At 53.5% G+C, this 19,621-nt stretch carries 17 protein-coding genes; all 17 read right to left on the bottom strand.

Annotated features, from left to right (window positions below; translation table 11 throughout):
* Nucleotides 1-3: 3 nt before the first annotated feature.
* The 17 genes from J0X12_RS06425 to J0X12_RS06345 all read right to left on the bottom strand — a co-directional run bounded on the left by J0X12_RS06425 (nucleotide 4) and on the right by J0X12_RS06345 (nucleotide 19,615).
* Nucleotides 4-777: an enoyl-CoA hydratase/isomerase family protein gene (locus J0X12_RS06425; RefSeq protein WP_207043395.1), complete on the bottom strand. Its 774-nt coding sequence runs from the start codon at nucleotides 775-777 to the stop codon at nucleotides 4-6.
* A 250-nt stretch (nucleotides 778-1,027) separates the two neighbouring features.
* Nucleotides 1,028-1,813, bottom strand: a complete 786-nt coding sequence (locus tag J0X12_RS06420) for an SDR family NAD(P)-dependent oxidoreductase (protein WP_207043394.1) — start codon at nucleotides 1,811-1,813, stop codon at nucleotides 1,028-1,030.
* 17 nt (nucleotides 1,814-1,830) lie between these two features.
* Nucleotides 1,831-3,111 carry an alpha/beta hydrolase gene (locus J0X12_RS06415; protein ID WP_207043393.1) on the bottom strand — a complete coding sequence of 427 codons (1,281 nt, stop codon included), beginning with the start codon at nucleotides 3,109-3,111 and terminating at the stop codon, nucleotides 1,831-1,833.
* Between the two features lie 309 nt (nucleotides 3,112-3,420).
* Nucleotides 3,421-4,263, bottom strand: coding sequence for a sugar phosphate isomerase/epimerase family protein (locus tag J0X12_RS06410; protein ID WP_207043392.1), 843 nt, complete (start codon nucleotides 4,261-4,263; stop codon nucleotides 3,421-3,423).
* Nucleotides 4,260-5,420 carry a dihydrodipicolinate synthase family protein gene (locus tag J0X12_RS06405; RefSeq protein ID WP_207043391.1) on the bottom strand — a complete coding sequence of 387 codons (1,161 nt, stop codon included), beginning with the start codon at nucleotides 5,418-5,420 and terminating at the stop codon, nucleotides 4,260-4,262. The genes J0X12_RS06410 and J0X12_RS06405 overlap by 4 nt, the downstream gene beginning before the upstream one ends.
* A gap of 4 nt (nucleotides 5,421-5,424) precedes the next feature.
* Nucleotides 5,425-6,576, bottom strand: a complete 1,152-nt coding sequence (locus J0X12_RS06400) for a Gfo/Idh/MocA family protein (RefSeq protein ID WP_207043390.1) — start codon at nucleotides 6,574-6,576, stop codon at nucleotides 5,425-5,427.
* 57 nt (nucleotides 6,577-6,633) lie between these two features.
* A complete protein-coding gene (locus J0X12_RS06395) occupies nucleotides 6,634-7,692 on the bottom strand; it encodes a dihydrodipicolinate synthase family protein (RefSeq protein ID WP_207043389.1) in 1,059 nt (352 codons plus the stop codon).
* A gap of 4 nt (nucleotides 7,693-7,696) precedes the next feature.
* Nucleotides 7,697-8,371: a TetR/AcrR family transcriptional regulator gene (locus J0X12_RS06390; protein ID WP_207043387.1), complete on the bottom strand. Its 675-nt coding sequence runs from the start codon at nucleotides 8,369-8,371 to the stop codon at nucleotides 7,697-7,699.
* Nucleotides 8,372-8,377: 6 nt separating this feature from the next.
* The gene (locus J0X12_RS06385) at nucleotides 8,378-9,403 is read right to left on the bottom strand and encodes an NAD-dependent epimerase/dehydratase family protein (protein ID WP_207043385.1); all 1,026 of its coding nucleotides are present in this window, start codon (nucleotides 9,401-9,403) and stop codon (nucleotides 8,378-8,380) included.
* The gene (locus tag J0X12_RS06380; RefSeq protein ID WP_207043384.1) at nucleotides 9,400-10,854 is read right to left on the bottom strand and encodes an enolase-like domain-containing protein; all 1,455 of its coding nucleotides are present in this window, start codon (nucleotides 10,852-10,854) and stop codon (nucleotides 9,400-9,402) included. Before J0X12_RS06380 ends, J0X12_RS06385 begins: the two co-directional genes overlap by 4 nt.
* The gene (locus J0X12_RS06375; RefSeq protein ID WP_207043382.1) at nucleotides 10,851-11,681 is read right to left on the bottom strand and encodes a sugar phosphate isomerase/epimerase family protein; all 831 of its coding nucleotides are present in this window, start codon (nucleotides 11,679-11,681) and stop codon (nucleotides 10,851-10,853) included. Before J0X12_RS06375 ends, J0X12_RS06380 begins: the two co-directional genes overlap by 4 nt.
* Before the next feature lie 6 nt (nucleotides 11,682-11,687).
* The gene (locus J0X12_RS06370; RefSeq protein ID WP_207043380.1) at nucleotides 11,688-12,209 is read right to left on the bottom strand and encodes a tripartite tricarboxylate transporter TctB family protein; all 522 of its coding nucleotides are present in this window, start codon (nucleotides 12,207-12,209) and stop codon (nucleotides 11,688-11,690) included.
* Nucleotides 12,206-13,723 carry a tripartite tricarboxylate transporter permease gene (locus J0X12_RS06365; protein WP_207043379.1) on the bottom strand — a complete coding sequence of 506 codons (1,518 nt, stop codon included), beginning with the start codon at nucleotides 13,721-13,723 and terminating at the stop codon, nucleotides 12,206-12,208. Before J0X12_RS06365 ends, J0X12_RS06370 begins: the two co-directional genes overlap by 4 nt.
* Before the next feature lie 109 nt (nucleotides 13,724-13,832).
* Nucleotides 13,833-14,834, bottom strand: a complete 1,002-nt coding sequence (locus J0X12_RS06360) for a Bug family tripartite tricarboxylate transporter substrate binding protein (RefSeq protein ID WP_207043377.1) — start codon at nucleotides 14,832-14,834, stop codon at nucleotides 13,833-13,835.
* Between the two features lie 239 nt (nucleotides 14,835-15,073).
* The gene (locus J0X12_RS06355; RefSeq protein WP_207043374.1) at nucleotides 15,074-16,429 is read right to left on the bottom strand and encodes an acetyl-CoA carboxylase biotin carboxylase subunit; all 1,356 of its coding nucleotides are present in this window, start codon (nucleotides 16,427-16,429) and stop codon (nucleotides 15,074-15,076) included.
* Nucleotides 16,430-16,506: 77 nt separating this feature from the next.
* Nucleotides 16,507-18,450: a TRAP transporter permease gene (locus J0X12_RS06350; protein WP_207043372.1), complete on the bottom strand. Its 1,944-nt coding sequence runs from the start codon at nucleotides 18,448-18,450 to the stop codon at nucleotides 16,507-16,509.
* A 184-nt stretch (nucleotides 18,451-18,634) separates the two neighbouring features.
* On the bottom strand, nucleotides 18,635-19,615 hold the full coding sequence (locus tag J0X12_RS06345; protein ID WP_207043371.1) for a TAXI family TRAP transporter solute-binding subunit: 981 nt from the start codon (nucleotides 19,613-19,615) through the stop codon (nucleotides 18,635-18,637).
* Nucleotides 19,616-19,621 lie beyond the last annotated feature (6 nt).

The raw sequence follows: 19,621 nt of genomic DNA, 5'->3' as shown, positions 1-19,621 counted from the left end.
TGCCTACCGGCCCTTCCAGACCGGAGCGCGTTTTTCGGCAAAGGCACGCGGCCCCTCCTTGCCATCCTCACTTTCCCAGTCAACCTGGATACGCTTTTCATGCATGTGATCATACAAGGGCCGCCACGCATAACGCAGGTCAAACGCACGCTGAAACGTTTCTTTCGTCGCTTGAACCGCCAGTGGCGCCTGCTTTGCAATGATTGTCGCAAGCTCCATGGCATGATCGACCAATTCATCCGCCGGAACGACTTCCGTCACAATCCCGAGTTCATAGGCACGTTTTGCATCCATCCGTTCCGCCGTCCCCATGTAAGCCATCCGGCGGATCGGCCCCTGCGGCACGCGAAGGGCCATTCCCAGCATTTCACGCAAAGGTACCCAGCCGACGCTGACATGGGGTTCCAGAAACGTCGCGCTTTCCGATGCGATCGCGAAATCTGCCTGCCACATGAAATGCCAGCCACCACCGGCAACGACGCCGTTCACGGCACAAATCACCGGTTTAAAGAAATCTTCCGGAATATCTCCCCAAGCATCAAATCCCGTATCCCCCTTGTCAGACGCCAGCTTCATGTCTGCACCGGTACAGAAATGGCGTGTACCGGCACCTGTCAGAACAACAGCGCGAACGTCCTCATCCGCTTTCAGAGTCGGCCAGAGTGCAATGAGCTCTCTCGCCATTTCCGCATCACTTGCGTTTCCTGCATCGGGCCTGTTCAGTGTGACAAGAGCAACGCCGTCTTTCTTTTCCAGAAGTACTGGCTGATAAACCATAATGAAATTTTCTCCCCGGTTACTGCGTTCAACGCGCATATTTTATATAAAGGAAAAATTAATTAGATATCTAATAATAGTCAAGTTAGATATCTAATTATATGACTTCAAAGCATAAAATGAATGACCCCCGACAGAATTTTTATAACGCCATCTATATTCATAATTCTGGGAGGAAAAAATAAATACTGGCTGGAGAAAAATTCCGTCGAGGGCCAAACTCGCAATAGACCTATTAGAAAACGCTATATCATCGTGCTGCATACCCGCCATCGAGCGCCAATTCAGTCCCTGTCATGAATGACGATTCATCACTTGCAAGGAACAAGGCACCGTAGGCAATTTCAAAAGGCTTGGCGCGACGGCCCAGAAGATTCCGCCGCTTTACAATTTCACTGAATGCCTCTTTCGATACATTTCTTTGCGCAAGCGAGTTGTCAAACATCGGTGTTTCCGTGCCGCCGGGATGCAGGGAATTGCACCGGATATTATACCCGAACTCCGACACCTCCACGGCCACCGATTTCGAAAAAAGCCGGACGCCCCCTTTGGTCATGGTATAAATTCCCGACCGCGCTGTACCAACGAAACCGGCAGTGGAAGACACATTGATTATGGAAGCGGAAGGAAGGTCCGCCGGCCGGTTCTTCATGTGCAAGATTGCATGCTTGCAACCGAGAAAAACACCTTTCAAATTGACGTCGCAAACCTTGTCGAAAATATCAACCGTTGTCTCCTCGATAGGAGACTGGTCACCGACACCCGCGCAGTTCATGACAACATCCACCTGACCGAATTTTTCAACCGCCCTCGCGAATACGTCATGCCAATCGCCTTCTTCAGTCACATCCATAGGCTGCGATAAAGCACTGCCGTTTGCCGTAGTAATTTCTTTATACGCGCACTCGCAGCTCTCTTCGCTGATATCACAAATGACAACATTTGCACCTTCATTTGCAAAGAGAGCTACGGTGGAGAAACCAATTCCACTCCCTGCGCCAGTGATAATTGCTGTTTTACCTGCTAATCGACCCATTTCAAATTCCCATGATCCTAGATTGGAAAACGTTCGCGAACCCACGCAACGAGACGTTCCATGACCCTGTTCAGGGTTTCATTTCCATTATCACCTTCATCCGGTTCGAAATAATGCAGCGCTTCGGGAATATCCCAATATTCCTTATCCGCCGACTGAATGGTGTTGAAGGTCAGTTTTGAATGGGTTTCCGGAAAGACATCTAGGTCCTTGCCGGCCTGTATTACGACCGCCGGTTCAGTTATTGACGGGCCCGTTTTTGGAATGCTTGCATTTGAAGACAGCCCTGACCAGGTTGACAACCAACCATGCGGCGTCATAACGCGGGCAAAGCCGAAACGCTGGAAATTCATTAGGTCCGGTCGCGGACTGATTAGCGAGCCATACGGGCGGGGAGATGGATCCAGCGTATTATCGGCATAATGCAGGTTCGCCATTGTCCGATAAATAACCATGACGGGCTCGAACGCTTCCCGCTCCATAACACGGCGCTGTATTTCGGCCGGCAAATCCTCGAAGCCTTCGCTCCCATGAATTTTCGCGGCGTCCTTCGAGAGATTGATCCAGTCATGCGCAACAGCATCGAGCCGTTGGACGCGTGCCAGCTGAGCCTTCCTGAATTTCTCGATAAATTCCGGGGAATACTTTACCCACTCAGGCGCGGGTTTGAAGCCGTTTTCCGGGTCATACATATCGAATTCAGGGTTCGTCTTAAGCGGGTCATGCTCATCGACGACAGACGGATCAATTACTTCATTTATGATCAAACCCTGTCCTGTATGGGCCGCCATGTAAATTATTGCATCTCCCGGAATAAGCGCCATCTTGTTCAACCCGGTTGGCCGTCCGCCAGGGGTGAATTTGATCCGGTCATCCGGTGCGGCTTTTGCCTGAGACTGATAGAAGGAAAACAGAGATCCCCCGCCCGAGTTTCCGAGCAGGATAATTTTCTCCACACCATTTTCCTTGAGCCACTGCATATAGGCAGCGATATCAACGACGAGCTTTTCATGCTGGCAATCAGAATCATTGTTGACGTTGCGCATATTCGCACCCATGCAGGCATAACCGGCCTTCAAAAATGCCGGAAAGGCATGATGCTCCGAGAAGTCACCTCTTGGATGTGCCGCAATGACCGCCACTTTTGGGCGTGGATTATTATCAGATGTCCAATAGACACCCCGAAGTCTTGTGCCATCCGCTGCATCCAGGGCGACGCTAATACCAGTAACATCCTCGACTGGGTCACGAAACCGAATTTGCGTTCCATGCCAATAGGTTTTTGAAAGCAATCTCATCGTTATAATTTTCCCTGTTCCCGGCCCGATTTATCCGCACGTATTACTCTGCGTGATTTCCCGGCATAGCCCATCGGTGGCGCGGCCGCTGTTAATTATTCTTAGATAGCTAAGTTATAAATTTGAAGAGCAGCGATATAATTGTCAAGATTATTTTTCACCTATTCGAATTATGGGCTGGCGTATTTGAGACCACTTCTTAAAATGGCTTTTCTTGAGTACAGGGATTGGCCAACTATTCCATACACCAATTTGTATCGCACCAGATACCTCACGCTCTGGAACTGAAAGTCTGGCGCCGGGAATGCTTTAAACGGCGGTCAGTGAACGCTCTTTGCAGATTTCCAAGACTTCCTCGGGATCGCGTTTCCACCAGTCGAGTTCGGAAAATATCTCAACCTCGTGAAAACCCTCATAGCCTGATTCCTCAACCCATCCCCGCAGCAACGGGATGTCGATAATACCGTCTCCCATCATCCCACGATCCATTAGCAGGTCCCGGGTCGGAACAAGCCAGTCACAGATATGGAAGGCCAGCAACCGTTCCTTGCCCGCCCGCTTGATCTGGCTTCGCAATTCCGTGTCCCACCAGATATGATAGACATCGAGCGCAACGCCAATCCCCTCGCCCGCCCGATCGCAAATATCAAGCGCGTGTCGCACGGTATTGACGCAGGCGCGATCCGCGGCATACATGGGATGCAAGGGCTCAATTGCCATCGCCACACCCGCAGCGCGCGCTTCGGGCAACAATGTGTTTATTGCCTCTTCCACCATTGCATGGGCGCCGGCCAGATCCTTGGATCCTTCCGGTAAACCGCCCACAACAAGAACCAGGCACGCGGCATCTAACGTCGCCGCCTCTTCTATTGCTCGCCGATTGTCATCGAGCATGGCCAGACGGCCCGCCTCATCCTTCCAAGGGAACATACCGCCGCGACAGACACCGGTAACCGTGAGTTCCGCCTCCCTAATGGCCTTTGCCGCGTTGGCGAGTCCCATTTCCGCGATCTGGTCCCGCCAGGGCGAAATCCCACCGATACCCGCCCGGGCATATCCGTCGATTGCCTGCGACAGTGTCCATTTTCCACGGGTCGTCGCCGTATTGATCGACAATCGGGAATAATCCGTGATCGGGCGGGCTTTTATCATTGTGAAATTCCCCGAACCGTCATTACTGATGCGCAGCGTGCCGCTGCCATTTCGGGGTCGGCAAACAGGCCGGCTTTATCGGCCAGCCGGAACAGTTCCGCCAGATGCTGCGTTGACCGGGCACTTTCCTGGCCGCCTATCATGGTAAAATGATCCTGATGGCCGTTTAGATAGGCCATAAAAACAACACCTGTCTTATAAAAATTGGTTGGCGCCTTGAAAATATGACGCGACAGCGGCACGGTCGGTGCAAATAACCTGTCATATTCTGCCATCTCTTCCGCAGCGAGATGATCAAGCGCGGCCGCGGCAACCGGCGCGATCACATCAAAAATACCAAGGAGCGCATGGCTGTATCCCTGGTCATCGCCCTTGATGAGCGCCGGGTAATTGAAATCATCTCCCGTATACATCTGCACACCGTCCGGTAATTTCCGCCGCATCTTGATTTCCTTTTGATCATCAAGAAGCGAGATTTTAATCCCTTCCACTTTCGCAGCGTTGTTCGCCAGAATACCGAGACAGGTTTCCATTGCGGTATCCAGATTTTCCGACCCCCAATAACCCTTCAGCGCTGGGTCGAACATATCCCCAAGCCAATGAATCATCACAGGCTCGCGGACCTGAGAGAGCAACCGATCGTAAACTTTTGCGTAGTCCTCCGGTCCTTTTGCAACCTTCGTCAACGCCCGGCTCGCCATGAGGATCAACTTACCGCCGAGCTTTTCGATGGCTTCAATCTGGTGCTCATAAGCGGCGATAACGTCGTCAAGTGAACGCGCATCTGCCGGATCAAGATGATCGGTTCCGCAACCACAGGCTATTTTGTCTTCTGGTCCGGCCGCTTCCAGCGCATGGCGGACAAGATCCAGGCTTTCCGCCCAATGCAAGCCGCCACCGCGTTGTGCTGTATCCATGGCCTCCGCCACGCCGAAGCCAAGATCCCAGAGATGCCGCCGATAGGCGATCGTCCGATCCCAGTCGATTGCCGGCTTTAACCAGGGGTCATTGTCCGCAAAAGGATCGGCGACCACATGCGCGGCGGCATAGGCAATACGGTTACGGGCGCCGGATATAGCTGGCTGCTGCACCGGCGTGCCCGTAAGATCGTAGCGCACTGTCTTTCCATCCATTGTCGGCAGGATCAGGCTGGCCATCGGCTTATTTCTCCATTTCCGGAACATCAACAAACCGCTTTTCGTCCCAGCTCTTGAGGGCGAGTTCGGCGAATTGCACCCCTTTACACGCCTCGCGCAATGTCCAGCGGAAAGGCGTATCAAGAACCACATGCTTGAGGAACAATTCCCACTGTGCCTTGAAGGCATTGTTGAACGGCTCACGTTCCGGGATTAACTGCCAGTCATCAAAGAAATTCATGGCTTGCTTCTCATCCGGGTTCCAGACCGGCTTCGGCGTTGTCTCGCGCGGCTGGATGCGGCAATCGGTGAGGCCCGCAACAGCTGAGCCATGCGTCCCATTGACATGGAAAGTGACCAGGTCATCACGTCGAACGCGCGTACACCAGCTGCTGGCGATCTGGACAATCGCCCCGTTTTTTAGCTCGACAATTGCATAAGCAGCATCGTCCGCCGTCGCATCATAGCGCTCGCCGTTTTCGTCCCAGCGTTCCGGTATATGGATGGCGCCCCGACAAACTACTGAACTCACATCGCCAAACAGATTGTCGATGACATAGCGCCAATGGCACATCATATCGAGGATGACGCCACCGCCATCTTCCTTGCGATAGTTCCAGGACGGCCGCTGCGCCGGGGTCCAGTCCCCTTCAAAAACCCAGTAACCAAAATCAATGCGAACATCAAGGATCCGGCCAAGAGCACCGTTATCAATCGCCTGCTTGAGTTTCAGCAGGCCCGGCAGCCAGAGCTTGTCCTGAACGGCACCATTCTTCACACCGGCGGCCTCCGCCGTTTTCGCGAGATCAAGGGCAACTTCCAGATCATCCGCAATCGGCTTTTCACAATAAACATGCTTGCCTGCCGCGATAGCTTTTTTCAGAAGCTCTGCCCGCATCTGGGTTGATCCGGCATCAAAAAATATGGTGTCATCGGGATTGGCAAGCGCCTTGTCAAGGTCGGTCGTCCAGCGCGTAATACCATGTTCTTTCGCAAGAAACTCTATTTTCTCGGCATTGCGGCCCACCAAGATTGGGTCGGGCATCAGCCTGTCACCATTGGGCAGAAGCATGCCCTTTTCTTCGCGAATGGCGAGGATGGAACGGATCAGATGCTGGTTCATCCCCATTCTGCCCGTTACTCCATGCATGATGATACCAATCCTGCGTTCCATCAAAATTATCCTTTCAGTCTATTCAATTCTTTTTCGTGATTTCCAAAGCAACTTCGTACATCAATCCGCAAGCCATCTATCGAGATTTTGCCGCACAAAGTCATCGTCATTCAGTTCAGGGTATGAGTTGTAAACACGGTCGATTTCGGCAAGTTGGCCCGGCCCCAGGGTTTCTTCCGGATCGAGGCACCATATGCCTTCCAGCAACCCCTGCCGACGCAACACTTCATGCAATCCGGCAATCACACCGACATAGTCATTTGCCGCATCGAAGAAGGCACCGTTGCTATCTGTTACCGCCGCATCGCGGGTCCACCAGGTTGAGGAAATTTTCTCTTGTCCTCGCACGGCGGAAACCTCTTCGATCAGTTCGACCGCCTTGCGTGTCCAAACCGACCAATGACCGAGCAATCCGCCGACAATATTGATCGTTTCCGTTCTGCCATTAATCTGGACGGGAAAAGGCGTGATCAAATCTCCCACGATATGATCGTCATTGCCGGTATAGAGCGTTATCCTGTCTTTCGCGCCTGCATCAGCCACTCCCCGGACAACATCGAGAGTCTTATAGCGGTTAAAAGGGGCAAGCTTGATACCGACAACATTCTCGATTTCGGCAAACTGCTTCCAGAATTCGTACGGCAGGTTGCGACCGCCGACAGCCGGCTGAAGATAGAAGCCCACGACCGGCATAACATCAGCCACTTTTCTGCAATGCGCTACCAACTCATCGACGCTTGCGTCGTTCAGCGCGGCCAGACCAAGCAGAACAGCATGATATCCCAAAGATTTGGCGAGTTTCGCCTCGGACAGCGCCTGATCGGTTTTGCCAACAACACCCGCAACCATGAAAGGCGTTCTTTCAACCCAGCTTTCGGCCTCCTCAGCGGCCAGACGCAAAACCGGCTCATAAAGCCCGACGTCACGAATGGTGAACTGGGTTGTATGGACACCCACCGCGATGCCAACTGAACCTGCATCCAGGTAATAGCGGCTGAGGGCGCGCTGCCGACGGACATCCAGTTCCCGCTGGCTATTCAGTGCGAGCGGTTGCGCCGGGATAACACCTCCCCGACGAAAGGCAGCCAAGGTTTCTTCCGGAATATCATCAATTCGCATCTCTTTATTTCCTCGATTTGGCGTTAGGTACGGACGGTCGTGTTTCCGGATGGCAAAGGTATCCGAGAATGACCTCCACGACATGTTGGCGCCGCTTGTCCAGCTCTTCACGTGACGACAGGTCGCGACCAAATATTTCTGACAGGGTATGCATGTTCGAAAAGTAGAGATAGGAAACGCCCGCGATCGAGATATAGAGTTCAACCGGATCCACATCTGGCCGGAAAAAACCCTCCTTCTCCCCTTTTTTCAAGACTTTCGAGATTATATCGACCAACGGCATGTTCAGGGTGAGGACTGAGTCACTGGCTTTCGCATGGACGGCCCCATGCAGGTTTTCCTCGTTCAGGATCGCCATGAATTCGGGATGCTTTGCAAACCATTCAAAACTGAAAATACATAACTCAGCCATGGCCTCAATCGGGTCCCGACCCGTTAGGTCCAGATTTTCCTCCGCGCTTCGGATATCAAGATATATCTTTTCCAGCACCGCCTGAAACAGGCCATCCTTACTGTTGAAATAGTGAAACAGCATGCGTTTACTAACGCCTGCCGCCCGCGCAATCTCGTCCGTGCGGGCACCTTCGATACCCTTATTCGTAAATTCCACAGTTGCCGCATCAAGTATTTGCTTGCGGGTCCGCTCGGGATTACGGGTGCGTGGTTGCGAGGTTTCCATGGCTAATCAGTAATTTCCGTCACTCACTTCGAAATGCGTTGGCTTCCCCAGGCTGGCCTGGCCGCGAGCGACCCAATCGGCCGTCCAGTCAATAAGTTTCGAAAGCGGCACTGACGGATAACCGAACAAGTCCTGCTGCTGATTTGTATTGACCAGCCAGGCCGTCTCGCCCTCTTCACCCTCGAATATTGCAGGCTTGTTGAATTTCCTTGCAAAAAGCTGTGCGACAGAACGGATGCTCGTGGTTTCGGGGCCGGAAATATTTATCGGCGTCATCGGTGTATCCGCATGGGCGAGACAGCGAAGTGCATAGGCATTCGCATCCCCCTGCCAAATCACATTTACATGCCCCATTGCAAGCGATACCGGTTCCCCGCGCATGACCGCCTGAGCGACATCATGAAGGACGCCGTATCGCATATCGATCGCATATGACAAGCGGAACAGACGGCCCGGCGTGTTATGCTTCGCTGAAAAATACTCGAATATTCGCTCCCGCCCAACGCAGGAATTAGCGTACTCCCCCTGTGGCGTCGGCAACACATCCTCAGTTGCGCCCTGATGACGGACATCAACGAAGGGATAAATACAGGCAGTGGAGAAGGCGACAATTCGGCTGGTCGTGAAATGGCTGGCAACAAGGGCCGGCACGTGACTGTTCATTGCCCAGGTAAGCGGCTCGTTGCCGGTGGCGCCAAATTTCATCCCCGCCATGAAAATCACGTTTTCGGTCACTTCAAGTTGCCGAACAGCGGCTTCATCCAGAAGATCGCAGGCAACCGTTTCAATGCCCGTGGCTTCAAGTTCCTTGCGGACAGCCGGATCGGAGAACCGGGCAACGCCGATAATCCTGCGGTCCGGGTCCGCACGCTTGGCCATGCGCGCAAGCGTCGGCCCCATTTTACCGCCAATGCCGAGAATCGTGATGGCGCCCGGCGCATTCGCCAGATCTTCCGCAAGCCCGTCTTGCGGCCGCGTCATAAATTCTTCCAGCTCTGCTACATTTTCAAATCGATCTGGCAGATCACTCATGGTTTATTCTCCAACATCTCAAATTTCCAGTCTTCTTCCGCCACGCCGTTATCCAGATCAGGAAGATCCGAAGCCCCGAGTCCCGGCACCTGCAACGAACGCAAATCGAGCATTCCATTGTCGATACGAAGCGCCCCCGATTTTCCATGCGGTTCGTAAAGTCCGGCATGCTGTTTTAACGCTGCGGCCCATTCGGACTCTGGCAGGTGGTCAAGGCCGCAGAAATAATGATGCCCGTTACGCTCGACATGCGGGATTCCAAGTGTGGCAATAACGGCAAGATCAGCCTGCAACGGTACAACTGCCAGGTTGGTCAGGTCCTCGGCCGACAGAAAATAATGTTTATCACTATTTGCACGATTACGTACTGCCGCGAGGCCGGTATTTATCAGAGACCGGTAAACTCCTTTGCAGTTCTTGTGGCTGACACCTTCATATCCAAGTTCAATCGCATCATAGAACGCCTCGGCCCAACCGTCGGCCTCATCAATCAGCAAGGGTTTACCGATTGCCGCAACCGCATCGGCGGGGAGCGGGGCCGCCATGGCGACATCCCGATGCAACGGCTGTTCAATAAACAAAACCGATTTCCAAAGAGCTTCAAGGGCTGGTGTCGCCTTGATCCGCTCTACTAGCGCAACAAAATCTTCCAGGTTCTTATATTGCTCGTTGCCATCGAAGGTCATCTGAATTGGCTGGCCGGCAGTCCTAACAACCTCGGCAATCTGCGTTAAGCGATCGATATCCTCCTCGATCTGGCCACCCACCTTGACCTTGAGGTACCGGAGCTTGTCGATAGCCAGATATTCCTCCAGCGTAACTGGAAATCCGTCCTTCGGGGCATCCTCTTCCTTATCGGCAGCGGAGATCGGATCAACCAGCCCTACAGTATGCCGGAGGGCGACCTCGTCAAGCGGACGCGCGGGCAATGCCCCAAGCATATCACTGTAGCCCACTTCGGGCAGCAGCGCTGATGGATCAATTGACAGGCTATTTTCTCGCACCATCTGGTCAAAGGTTAGTCCACTATGGCGACCGACGGCATCGATAACGGCACGTTCCATCATCGAGCTCGCGAAGGACGCGCCGAGGCGATTGAAACCGCGGGCAAGTGATTTTGCTTCTATTTCCTCTCGGGTCGAGAACCATAATCCAAAGGGCGTTCCAAATCCCGCCTCCGAATAAACCGCACGGGCATCCCGGATCGCCTGCAACAGATCCGCAACATTATCGGCAGGCGTTTTCTCCGGCGATTTGTCGAACCATTTATAGGCCAGGAAGTCACTGGCAACACCGGACGCCCGCGCGCCATTCTCAAACTCCACCACAACCTGCAAAATGCCGACAGGCGCCGCTTCCATGGTCACCACGCCAAATCGGAACGGAAGTCGCGTGAACGCGTTACGAACGACGACGCGGCTTTCAACAACGCGAAGTTTTGGGATGGTCATACTAAATTCTCCATTACGCCGCGGATATAGCCCGCCGCAACAGCAGCCGTGGTGGCACCGTCAGGTTCGTAAACAAAAGGCTCAACAGCAACGACGCCGTCGTGACCGACATCTTTCAATGCCTGAAATATCGGGGAGAATTCATCGTCACCCTGCCCCGGTGCCCGCTGGTTCGTGTCATTGACTTGAATATGGCCGATCTTCCCCCCCGGCCACCATTTACGAATAAGCGCATCGACCGGGTCTTCCTCCGCAAGACCAGCCGAGGCTGTATCAATCATTGTCTTGAATGCCGGAGAATTAACGGCGGTGACAATCTCCGCACCCTCTTCAACAGTGTTGATAAAATCCGTCTGGTTCGGGCTAAGCGGTTCGATGCAGTAGGTAACTCCCGCTGCCCGTGCCCAGCTTGCCACCCTGCCAAAGCAATCCATCGCATTATCACGCGCCACCTCTGGGGACGACGCCTGTGAAAGCAGGCGCTGCGCCGGAGATCCATGGACAAGAACAGATCCATTCATGCGCGCGCACAAACTGATCAGATGCTCCATGAGGGACAAGGTCTGTGTCCGGACCGACAAGTCATCCGTTGTGATCGACAACCCGGGAGGCGCCACCAGGAGCCAGTGAAGTCCGGTTATAACAAGGCCATGGTCTTCAGCAATGCGACGGCATTCCTCAGCATCCGCATCTGTCAGCGCCATCGGGTCATCGCCAAGTGTAAAGGGCGCCACTTCCAGCCCCTTGTACCCCAGGGCTGCCGCGATCCTGCACTGGTCAGGGAACGGATAATCCCGCAGCACTTCATTGCATAGACTAAGGAGCATATCGGTTCAGCCTCCCGGCAGACGGACAAAGAACAAGTCCTGAAATACATAGTTGATTAGGAGTCCCGCAATGATTGCGAGGACCAGGGCCGTCAGCAGCTTTTTACGATCCGGCAAGCCACCGTATTTCATCGCTTCCGTTGCGACGACAAATACGAATATGAAAATCGGTGTCGCAATCCAGAATGGCACATTCGGAAATAACAAGATCGCATAGCCCATTGTTATCACAACGGTTACGGCGGTTCGCATGACCATGGCGGAACCAAGCCAGCGGCGCATTCCATCTTTGTTCAGGCTGAGCTTCCACCCCCCGCGCCGGATGGAGCGCACAAAAATCGCCAGACCAGCAACTGTCAGGAACAGGCCGAGAAATCCCGGCACGATGCCCGGCACCGTATAGGCATTGACGTTAAGATTTTCTAGTCTCGGAAGACGCAGGCTTTCGACCACTACCCCTATTCCAAAAAGCGTCAGAATAATGGAGGAGATAAAATCAGCCTTATTCATTGAGGACTGGTGGCTCATTGCACGCCTCCCTTGGCTTTTTGCTTGAACAAACGGCCCAGCAGTTTCCGGATCGACGGCATCGTCAACAGGATAAAGAGCAATGCGGAAATCCAGAGCACCATACTGATCGGTCGGTTGAAGAACTGCATTAGCTCGCCATCTGACAACACCAGTCCACGCCGCAGGCTCTTGTCAAGGATATCCCCAAGCACGATCCCCAGAATAAGGGGAGCCATCGGATATTTAAGTTCCCGAAGGATAAATCCGAAGACACCGAAAAACAGCATCACCCAGACATCGAAAGTCCGGCTGGCGATGGCAAAGGCCCCGACAGTACAAAGGACAAAGATGATGGGCATCAGGCGTTCCCGCGTCACTTTAAGGACCAGCACAAGCGGACGGGTCAAAAGCAACCCAAGAACACCCATGGCAATTGTCGCCAGGAATACCATCGCCACAACGGAATAAACAAAGCCCGGCGATTCAATCATGATCAGTGGCCCGGGACGGATGCCGTGAATAACCATGGCCGCGAGCAGGACGGCAGCCGGCGCCGATCCCGGGACCGCCAAGGTCAATACCGGAATGAGCGCTCCTGGAACTGCGGCGTTATTGCCTGACTCAGCGGCGAGCAATCCCTCAACCGAGCCCTTGCCGAATTCTTCCTTGTTTTTGGACGTCTGGCGTGCCGCGGCGTAGGAGGCCCAGGATCCCATATCTTCCCCGACACCCGGGATCAGTCCCATGAGGGTGCCGATTAGGCCTGAACGAATGGCCGTAAATTTATACTTATAAGCTTCCCGGATGCCAGACCAGACACTGTCCGATTTCGCCCGGACGGCTTCAAAGGCCTCATGGCGCATAACGGTCAGAATTTCGGCCAGACCGAATGCCCCTACCATGGCCGGCAGCAACCCGATGCCCCCGGAGAGATCCGTCGATCCATAGGAGAAACGCGGCACGGCGTAGATGCCTTCCTGCCCGATTGTCGCGATAAAAAGCCCCAGAAAACCTGCTATCCAGCCCTTAATTGGGTCATCAAGTGACGTGAGCTGGCCGGAAATCAGGACACCAAACACCGCCAGCCAGAAAAATTCGAAGGCACCAAAAGACAGGGCAAATTCAGCGAGGACTGGCGCAATGACAGCGAGGGCAATCATCCCGATCAACCCGCCGAAGACCGACCCCGTTGTCGCAATCGCCATGGCCGATCCCGCCTTACCTGCCCGTGCAAGAGGAAATCCGTCAAGAGCGGTCGCCGCATTTGCGGGGGTGCCGGGAATATTCAGCAAGATTGCGCTTCGGCTTCCGCCGTAAATTGCGCCAACATACATGCAGACAAGAATAAGGATCGCCTGATCCGCTTCCATCTTGAAGGTCAATGTTGTCAGCAGCGCAACCCCAAGCGTCGCTGTGAGACCAGGTAACATGCCAACGATGATGCCCAGCAACGTAGCCCACACAACATCAACGGCTGACCAGCTCGTCAGTATGGAACCAACGGAGTTTGCAAAGGAAATGAGGCCGTCCATGAATTAACTTTCCGGATCCAATGCCCTGCTCCAGGCAGGGTCAAAAGGCAAGATCAAGGCATCCCCTTGACGCAAACAGGCGCCAAGGGAGATACCAGATGGTCAAACGCTATGGGCGTGTGAAACCGTATTTAGTTGGATCATTCTTTGTCTTGCCACCATCATACAGCAGGAAGACATTCTGGGTCAGTGCCGGCTTAATCGCCGCCAGAGCTGCATCGCCAGAGGACGGATCCATAATCGCACCGCGGTTGGCGGCATATTCCGCCATCGCCTTGGACTTGGAAATGGCATTTGCCCAAACCTTGTCCATTGTTTCGATTACATTGGCCGGAACGTCTGCAGGCGTCCAGATACCGAAGTAGTTGTTCGCCGTCTGAATGTCCGGTATCCACTGCTTGATGGACGGGATTTCACCATAACCTTCGATAACGAGCGGCTTATCAGCCAGCACGGCAAGGGGAACTAGCCGACCGGCACGGATCATTTCCGCCTGCTCTGATGCGAGCTGGGTGGTGAGCTTGGTTTCACCGGAAACCGCGGCCAGCACGGCCGGCTTTCCGCCGTCATAGCTGACATGCTTATACTTGCCGCCAGCTGTCTGGGCGATGGATTCCATGGCATTGTGGCCACCGGAAGTCACACCGGCCGTGGCGACAGAAACGCTGTCCGGATCTGATTTCATTGCCGCGAGGACATCACCGAAATCCTTGTATCCTGAATCGGGATTTGCGCCGACAACCGCAACATTGGCGATATGAAGATAGAGTTTCCAATCTGTGACCGGAACGTCAAGCATTCCGAGAACCTGATAGGCGCCAAGGTCAATTGCCGCCCCGGCGGCCCATGTCAGGCCGTCATGATCCGCCTGCCATGCGTTTGTTGTCCCAACAGAACCTGCCGCACCCGGCTGGTTCACGATAACAACGGTCTGTCCCAGCGCTTCTTCAAGTTCACCTGCAAGAACGCGCGTAACGCTGTCAGTGGAGCCACCGGCAGACCAAGGTACAATGATTGTGACCGGTTTGTCCGGCTTCCAAGAATATTCTTCTGCTGTCGCTGGTGCGGCAAACATCGCCACGGCAGCAAGCATCGATACGATGAATTTCATTTTTTTATCTCCCTGTAGGAATAAGTAACCTGCTGGATACTTATGAGAAGATATTGACAATTCATCGAGCTTGTCAAGAACCCTTTTTCACGGGCAAAAGGGTCATGATTTTCAATGGATACGGCGCCTTCCGGTGCGGACCAAGAGCAGAAGAAAATTGCTCAAAGCCCGCGCCAAGGCACGAATCATAAACCCCTATGCTGCGATCGGAAGACCCGCCGACATGCCGCCCCGACAGATTATTTCTGCTGTTTATCTATGTAATTGGTGGTAATATCGACCTTCTGAAAGTCAGGGTCTGACAGCACGTCCGATAAAAATGCGATATTATTTCCAACCCCCTCCAGCTTAATCTCGGAGAGGGCCTGACGCATTCTCGCAATGGCGGCATCCCTGTTGACCCCGGACGCAATGACTTTCGCAATCATGGGATCATAATAAGGAGTGATGGTATCGCCTTGCACAACACCCGTATCAATACGTAAGTCCTCAGTTTTATCAGGAAATTCAAGTATGTTAAGCGTTCCGGGAGAGGGCATGAATTTTTTCTCAGGACGCTCCGCATATATCCGGCATTCCAGAGCGTGGCCGGTCAAAATTATATCATCTTGCTTTGCAGAAACGAAATCACCGGTAGCCGCCTCGATCTGGCATTTTACGAGATCAATCCCGGTTACCATTTCCGTTACCGCATGCTCCACCTGTATACGTGTGTTCATCTCAAGGAAATAGAAATCATCTCGGTCGCAGTCATAAATAAACTCGACAGTTCCCGCCCCGAGATAGGACTGATGTGCTACCAGCTTGAGTGCCGCGGCCTGCATGCGGCCGCGAATTTCCTCCGAGAGAGACGGGGCCGGCGCTTCCTCGATGATTTTCTGGAAGCGACGCTGGATAGTACAGTCCCGATCAAATAAATGTATGCCTTCCCCATTGCCGAAGCCGAAAATCTGGACTTCCACATGTCGGGCATTCGGAACATATCTTTCCAGGAAGATGGACGCATCGCCAAAAATGCGCTCTGCCAGTTTCTGCGTCGTTTCAATCTGCGACAGGAGCTTCTCTGCCGAGGCAACCGCCCGCATGCCGATCCCTCCGCCCCCGGCAGCCGCCTTTACAAGCAATGGGTACCCGATCTCTGCCGCAATCTCAGAGGGATCTCCCTCATCTCCGGGACGAAAACGGCCACTGCCAGGCAGCACCGGTACATCAAGGCTGACCGCAAGTTCCCGCGCGCGTTCCTTATCACCCATGGCATCAATTGTCGCAGGATCTGGCCCGATCCAGATGTGACCGGCCTGCTGGACAGCCCGGGCAAACCCGGCATTTTCCGCCAGCAAGCCGTAGCCCGGATGCACCGCATTGGCGCCGCTTTCCTGCATCACCTTCAAAATAGCCTCGATATCGAGATAGCTCTCATTTACTGGTGGCGGTCCAATTTCATATGCCTCATCCGCCATTTCGACGTGCAGGGATTCCCGATCCGCTTCTGAATGAACGGCTACGGTCGGTATCCCCATGTTGTTACAGGTGCGAATGATACGGCAGGCGATTTCACCGCGATTCGCGATCAGCAATTTCTCAACAGATGACATGATTTTCTTTCGATCGGTTTGTTATTATTCAAAGCTTATTTCTTTGTTTACGACGAATTACCGTCAGCACCAGACTATTACGTTTGCGCCTTTTTACCAAGCCATACTGCCCTGCGTTGCCCGATCACCACGATGGCGAGTACCAATATGGCGGCGGCATCCATCCACCATTCGTTAGCCGCAACCAACGCGCCCATGGCTCCAAGGAACAGGGCAATCGGGAGTGATATTCGCTGGCGGTAGAACCGCCCCCCACCAATCGCGAGCAACAACGATGCGACAAGCCCCATAACAAGCGACCATACAATTTCAATCGCACTCGCTTCCAGCAATACCGCCGGACGAAACACGAAAAACAATGGCATCAGATACTTCATCAAAGCGAGGCGGATTGATACAAGTGAAACAGACCACCAGTCTGTTTTGGCAATCACCGCCGCCGTGAAGACAGCAGTACAAACGGGCGGTGTTAAGGCCGACAGCAAAGCCGAGTAGAACACAACGAAATGGGCGACCAATGGATCGACATTCAGGCTGATAAGGGCGGGCGCCGCGACAGCGGCCGCCAAAAGATAAGCCGCGGTTGTCGGCATGCCCATTCCCAGGATCAGCGCGACAATCATCGACAACAGGACACCAACAAACAATTGGCCGCCGCCAATGCTGACGATCATTTCCGAAAGCTTGATCCCTGAACCGGTCAGCCCGATAAGCGATAAAGCCACCTGCGCGGTAACAAGCAGGGCCAAGATGCCGGTAATTCCAAAGGCAGCGGATATGACCGCTTTTTGCAGCTTCAGTATCCGCTGCTTCACGTCTTTCCCATGAAAGAGCCCGATCAGCAGGTAAAGGCCGACATTTGTACAAATTGCATAGAAGGCGGCAAGGGTTGGCGTATTTCCCGAAAACATGCTGATGAGCAGGACGGCAAGGGTAACAACCAATGGCCCGATACGCCCGATGGCAAGAACTTCTGCGCGCGTGGGAAGCTCTGATTCATCGAAAGAACGCATATCTTCGCGCCGCGCCTCGACATCAATCGACATCCAGACACAGGCATAGAATAAAAACGCCGGAATAACGGCCGCATACACAATGTCCAGATATGGGACAGAAAGAAGTTCCGCCATCACGAATGCACCCGCCCCCATAATGGGCGGCGTAATCTGGCCACCGGAGGAAGCTGTTGCCTCAACAGCGCCGGCAAAACTTGATTTATAGCCGAGGCGCTTCATCGCCGGGATAGTAAAGGCACCCGTGCTGGCAACGTTGGCAACCGCCGCGCCATTTAACATCCCAAACAGCGCGCTGGACACTGTCGCTACCTTCGCCGCGCCGCCCGGAAAGCGCCCCGCGGCGATCAGTGCCATATCCATAAAAGTCTGGGCCGCCCCCGTTGCCATCAAAAATGCCCCGAAGATTATGAAGATGGCGATAAGGTTTGCGGATAGGCCCGTAACTGTGCCCCATATCCCCTCAGTCCCGAGATATAAATGTTCAACCAAGTACTGGAAATCAAAACCCGGATGCCCCCATGTGCCGGGTATATGCTGCCCCAACAACGTATAGAGCAGCATGATGATTGCGAGGATCGGAAGAGCCGGTCCCGTGGTTCGCCAGGCGGCAATCAACAGAATTACGGTAAGAATTGATCCCAAAATGAGATCTATCGGCATTACCGCCAGATTAAAGGACTCTGTTATTCTTGTTTCCTGAGTCAGGATGTAGATGGTCGTGGCAGCGGACAACGCTGCGAAGATAACATCACCTGCACGCCAGAACTTTTGCCGCGTATCCATGGTGCCGTAAAATCGGACAAAACCGAGGAAGACAATTGCAAGTCCAAGCCCGACGTGAACCGCCCGTTGAGACAAGGGCGGCAACTGTCCAAAGCCAGCGGTGTAGATCTGGAAAAAGACGAGTGCCATGCACAAAACCCACATCAACGGCCGATAAAGCCGGGGTAATGCATCCAAGGCATTTTCTTCATCTTCTTCTTGCAATAATTCTCCCGCGCTCATGTCGTTTAGTCCCTGCCGATATTTTGAGCTGAATACTGGATGATTTATCGTTACCAACGCCCAAGGTGGCGACGTTGACGCTGGCGGCCCATCCCTCTCTGGTAACTGCGATTATCTTTTCGATGCGGATGGGTCCGGCAGGCGAGGTGCGCACCGGGCACATCTGCTACATTCATCAGGACATCTATTTCATTTCCGGTGGAATAAGACGTTCCGGCACTTCAAGGCCGCGGGAGCGGTAGAACTTCACGGCACCGCTATGAAGAGGAATGGTGATGAGATTCAGGGAATCCTGCATTACATCAAGCTTGCCAAAGGATGGAAATGCCGCGACCTGCGGTCCCGGGTTGTCAACCACGCCTTCCAGAATGGCGATCACCTGCTCGTCCGTCAGACTATCGGCAAGCGCAAACTGGCCAATCACCTGTACCGGCGACGTAAAGGCAGGGAAATTTTCAACTTCGTTATCTTTATATTTCTGGAAGTTGATAAAAGGGAATTTCTCTTTCACTTTGGCCACTTCGTCATCGGTGAAGCCGAGCAGTCTTATTGGTGTAAAAGCCATCAGTTCAAGCGTCGTCCCATCCAGAACGGCTGTACCGCCCGCTTTTACATAGCCATTAGAACGATTGTCCTTAACGGCAGCCACTGCATCCGCCAGGCTGGCGCGATAAAGATCCGGTTTTACGTCAACCGCTTCCAGCATCTGGATGGCAAGTTGCTCAGTCGCGGAACCACGTTGACCGGGGGTGAATTCCTTTCCCGCCAGGTCGGATATAGACTTAATTCCGGAATCCTCCCGGACAACCCATGCCTGCAGAGCCGGGGCATGCACCCATAGTCCGCGAAGCTCAGGCATTGCATTGCCTTCAAATTTGCCAATGCCTTTGTAAGCCTGATAGATCGTTGCATAGGTACCGAGCCCCATATTGATCTGGCCCTGACCGATACGTTTCAGGTTATCAACGGCGCCGCCGGTCGATATGACGGTAATATCAACCTTGTCCCCCGATTTTTCATTGATGGCCTTTGCCGCAGAAGCCGCATAGGTGTAATGCACTGATTTAAGCGCTGTTGTTCCAAATGCTATCCGGTCGGCGGCATTTGCCCCGCCTGCAAGCATAAATACGGCGCAAGCGGCCGCGATACTGTTACGAATTATCATTTTAGT

The organism is Sneathiella sedimenti (assembly GCF_017313765.1).
GTDB lineage: Bacteria > Pseudomonadota > Alphaproteobacteria > Sneathiellales > Sneathiellaceae > Sneathiella > Sneathiella sedimenti.
This window is presented reverse-complemented; position numbering and strand designations above follow the sequence as displayed.

Coding starts and splice junctions, on each gene's coding strand:
- J0X12_RS06425 (WP_207043395.1), bottom strand. CDS start 777: ATGGTTTATCAGCCAGTACTTCTGGAAAAGAAAGACGGCGTTGCTCTT.
- J0X12_RS06420 (WP_207043394.1), bottom strand. CDS start 1,813: ATGGGTCGATTAGCAGGTAAAACAGCAATTATCACTGGCGCAGGGAGT.
- J0X12_RS06415 (WP_207043393.1), bottom strand. CDS start 3,111: ATGAGATTGCTTTCAAAAACCTATTGGCATGGAACGCAAATTCGGTTT.
- J0X12_RS06410 (WP_207043392.1), bottom strand. CDS start 4,263: ATGATAAAAGCCCGCCCGATCACGGATTATTCCCGATTGTCGATCAAT.
- J0X12_RS06405 (WP_207043391.1), bottom strand. CDS start 5,420: ATGGCCAGCCTGATCCTGCCGACAATGGATGGAAAGACAGTGCGCTAC.
- J0X12_RS06395 (WP_207043389.1), bottom strand. CDS start 7,692: ATGCGAATTGATGATATTCCGGAAGAAACCTTGGCTGCCTTTCGTCGG.
- J0X12_RS06390 (WP_207043387.1), bottom strand. CDS start 8,371: ATGGAAACCTCGCAACCACGCACCCGTAATCCCGAGCGGACCCGCAAG.
- J0X12_RS06385 (WP_207043385.1), bottom strand. CDS start 9,403: ATGAGTGATCTGCCAGATCGATTTGAAAATGTAGCAGAGCTGGAAGAA.
- J0X12_RS06380 (WP_207043384.1), bottom strand. CDS start 10,854: ATGACCATCCCAAAACTTCGCGTTGTTGAAAGCCGCGTCGTCGTTCGT.
- J0X12_RS06375 (WP_207043382.1), bottom strand. CDS start 11,681: ATGCTCCTTAGTCTATGCAATGAAGTGCTGCGGGATTATCCGTTCCCT.
- J0X12_RS06370 (WP_207043380.1), bottom strand. CDS start 12,209: ATGAGCCACCAGTCCTCAATGAATAAGGCTGATTTTATCTCCTCCATT.
- J0X12_RS06365 (WP_207043379.1), bottom strand. CDS start 13,723: ATGGACGGCCTCATTTCCTTTGCAAACTCCGTTGGTTCCATACTGACG.
- J0X12_RS06360 (WP_207043377.1), bottom strand. CDS start 14,834: ATGAAATTCATCGTATCGATGCTTGCTGCCGTGGCGATGTTTGCCGCA.
- J0X12_RS06355 (WP_207043374.1), bottom strand. CDS start 16,429: ATGTCATCTGTTGAGAAATTGCTGATCGCGAATCGCGGTGAAATCGCC.
- J0X12_RS06350 (WP_207043372.1), bottom strand. CDS start 18,450: ATGAGCGCGGGAGAATTATTGCAAGAAGAAGATGAAGAAAATGCCTTG.
- J0X12_RS06345 (WP_207043371.1), bottom strand. CDS start 19,615: ATGATAATTCGTAACAGTATCGCGGCCGCTTGCGCCGTATTTATGCTT.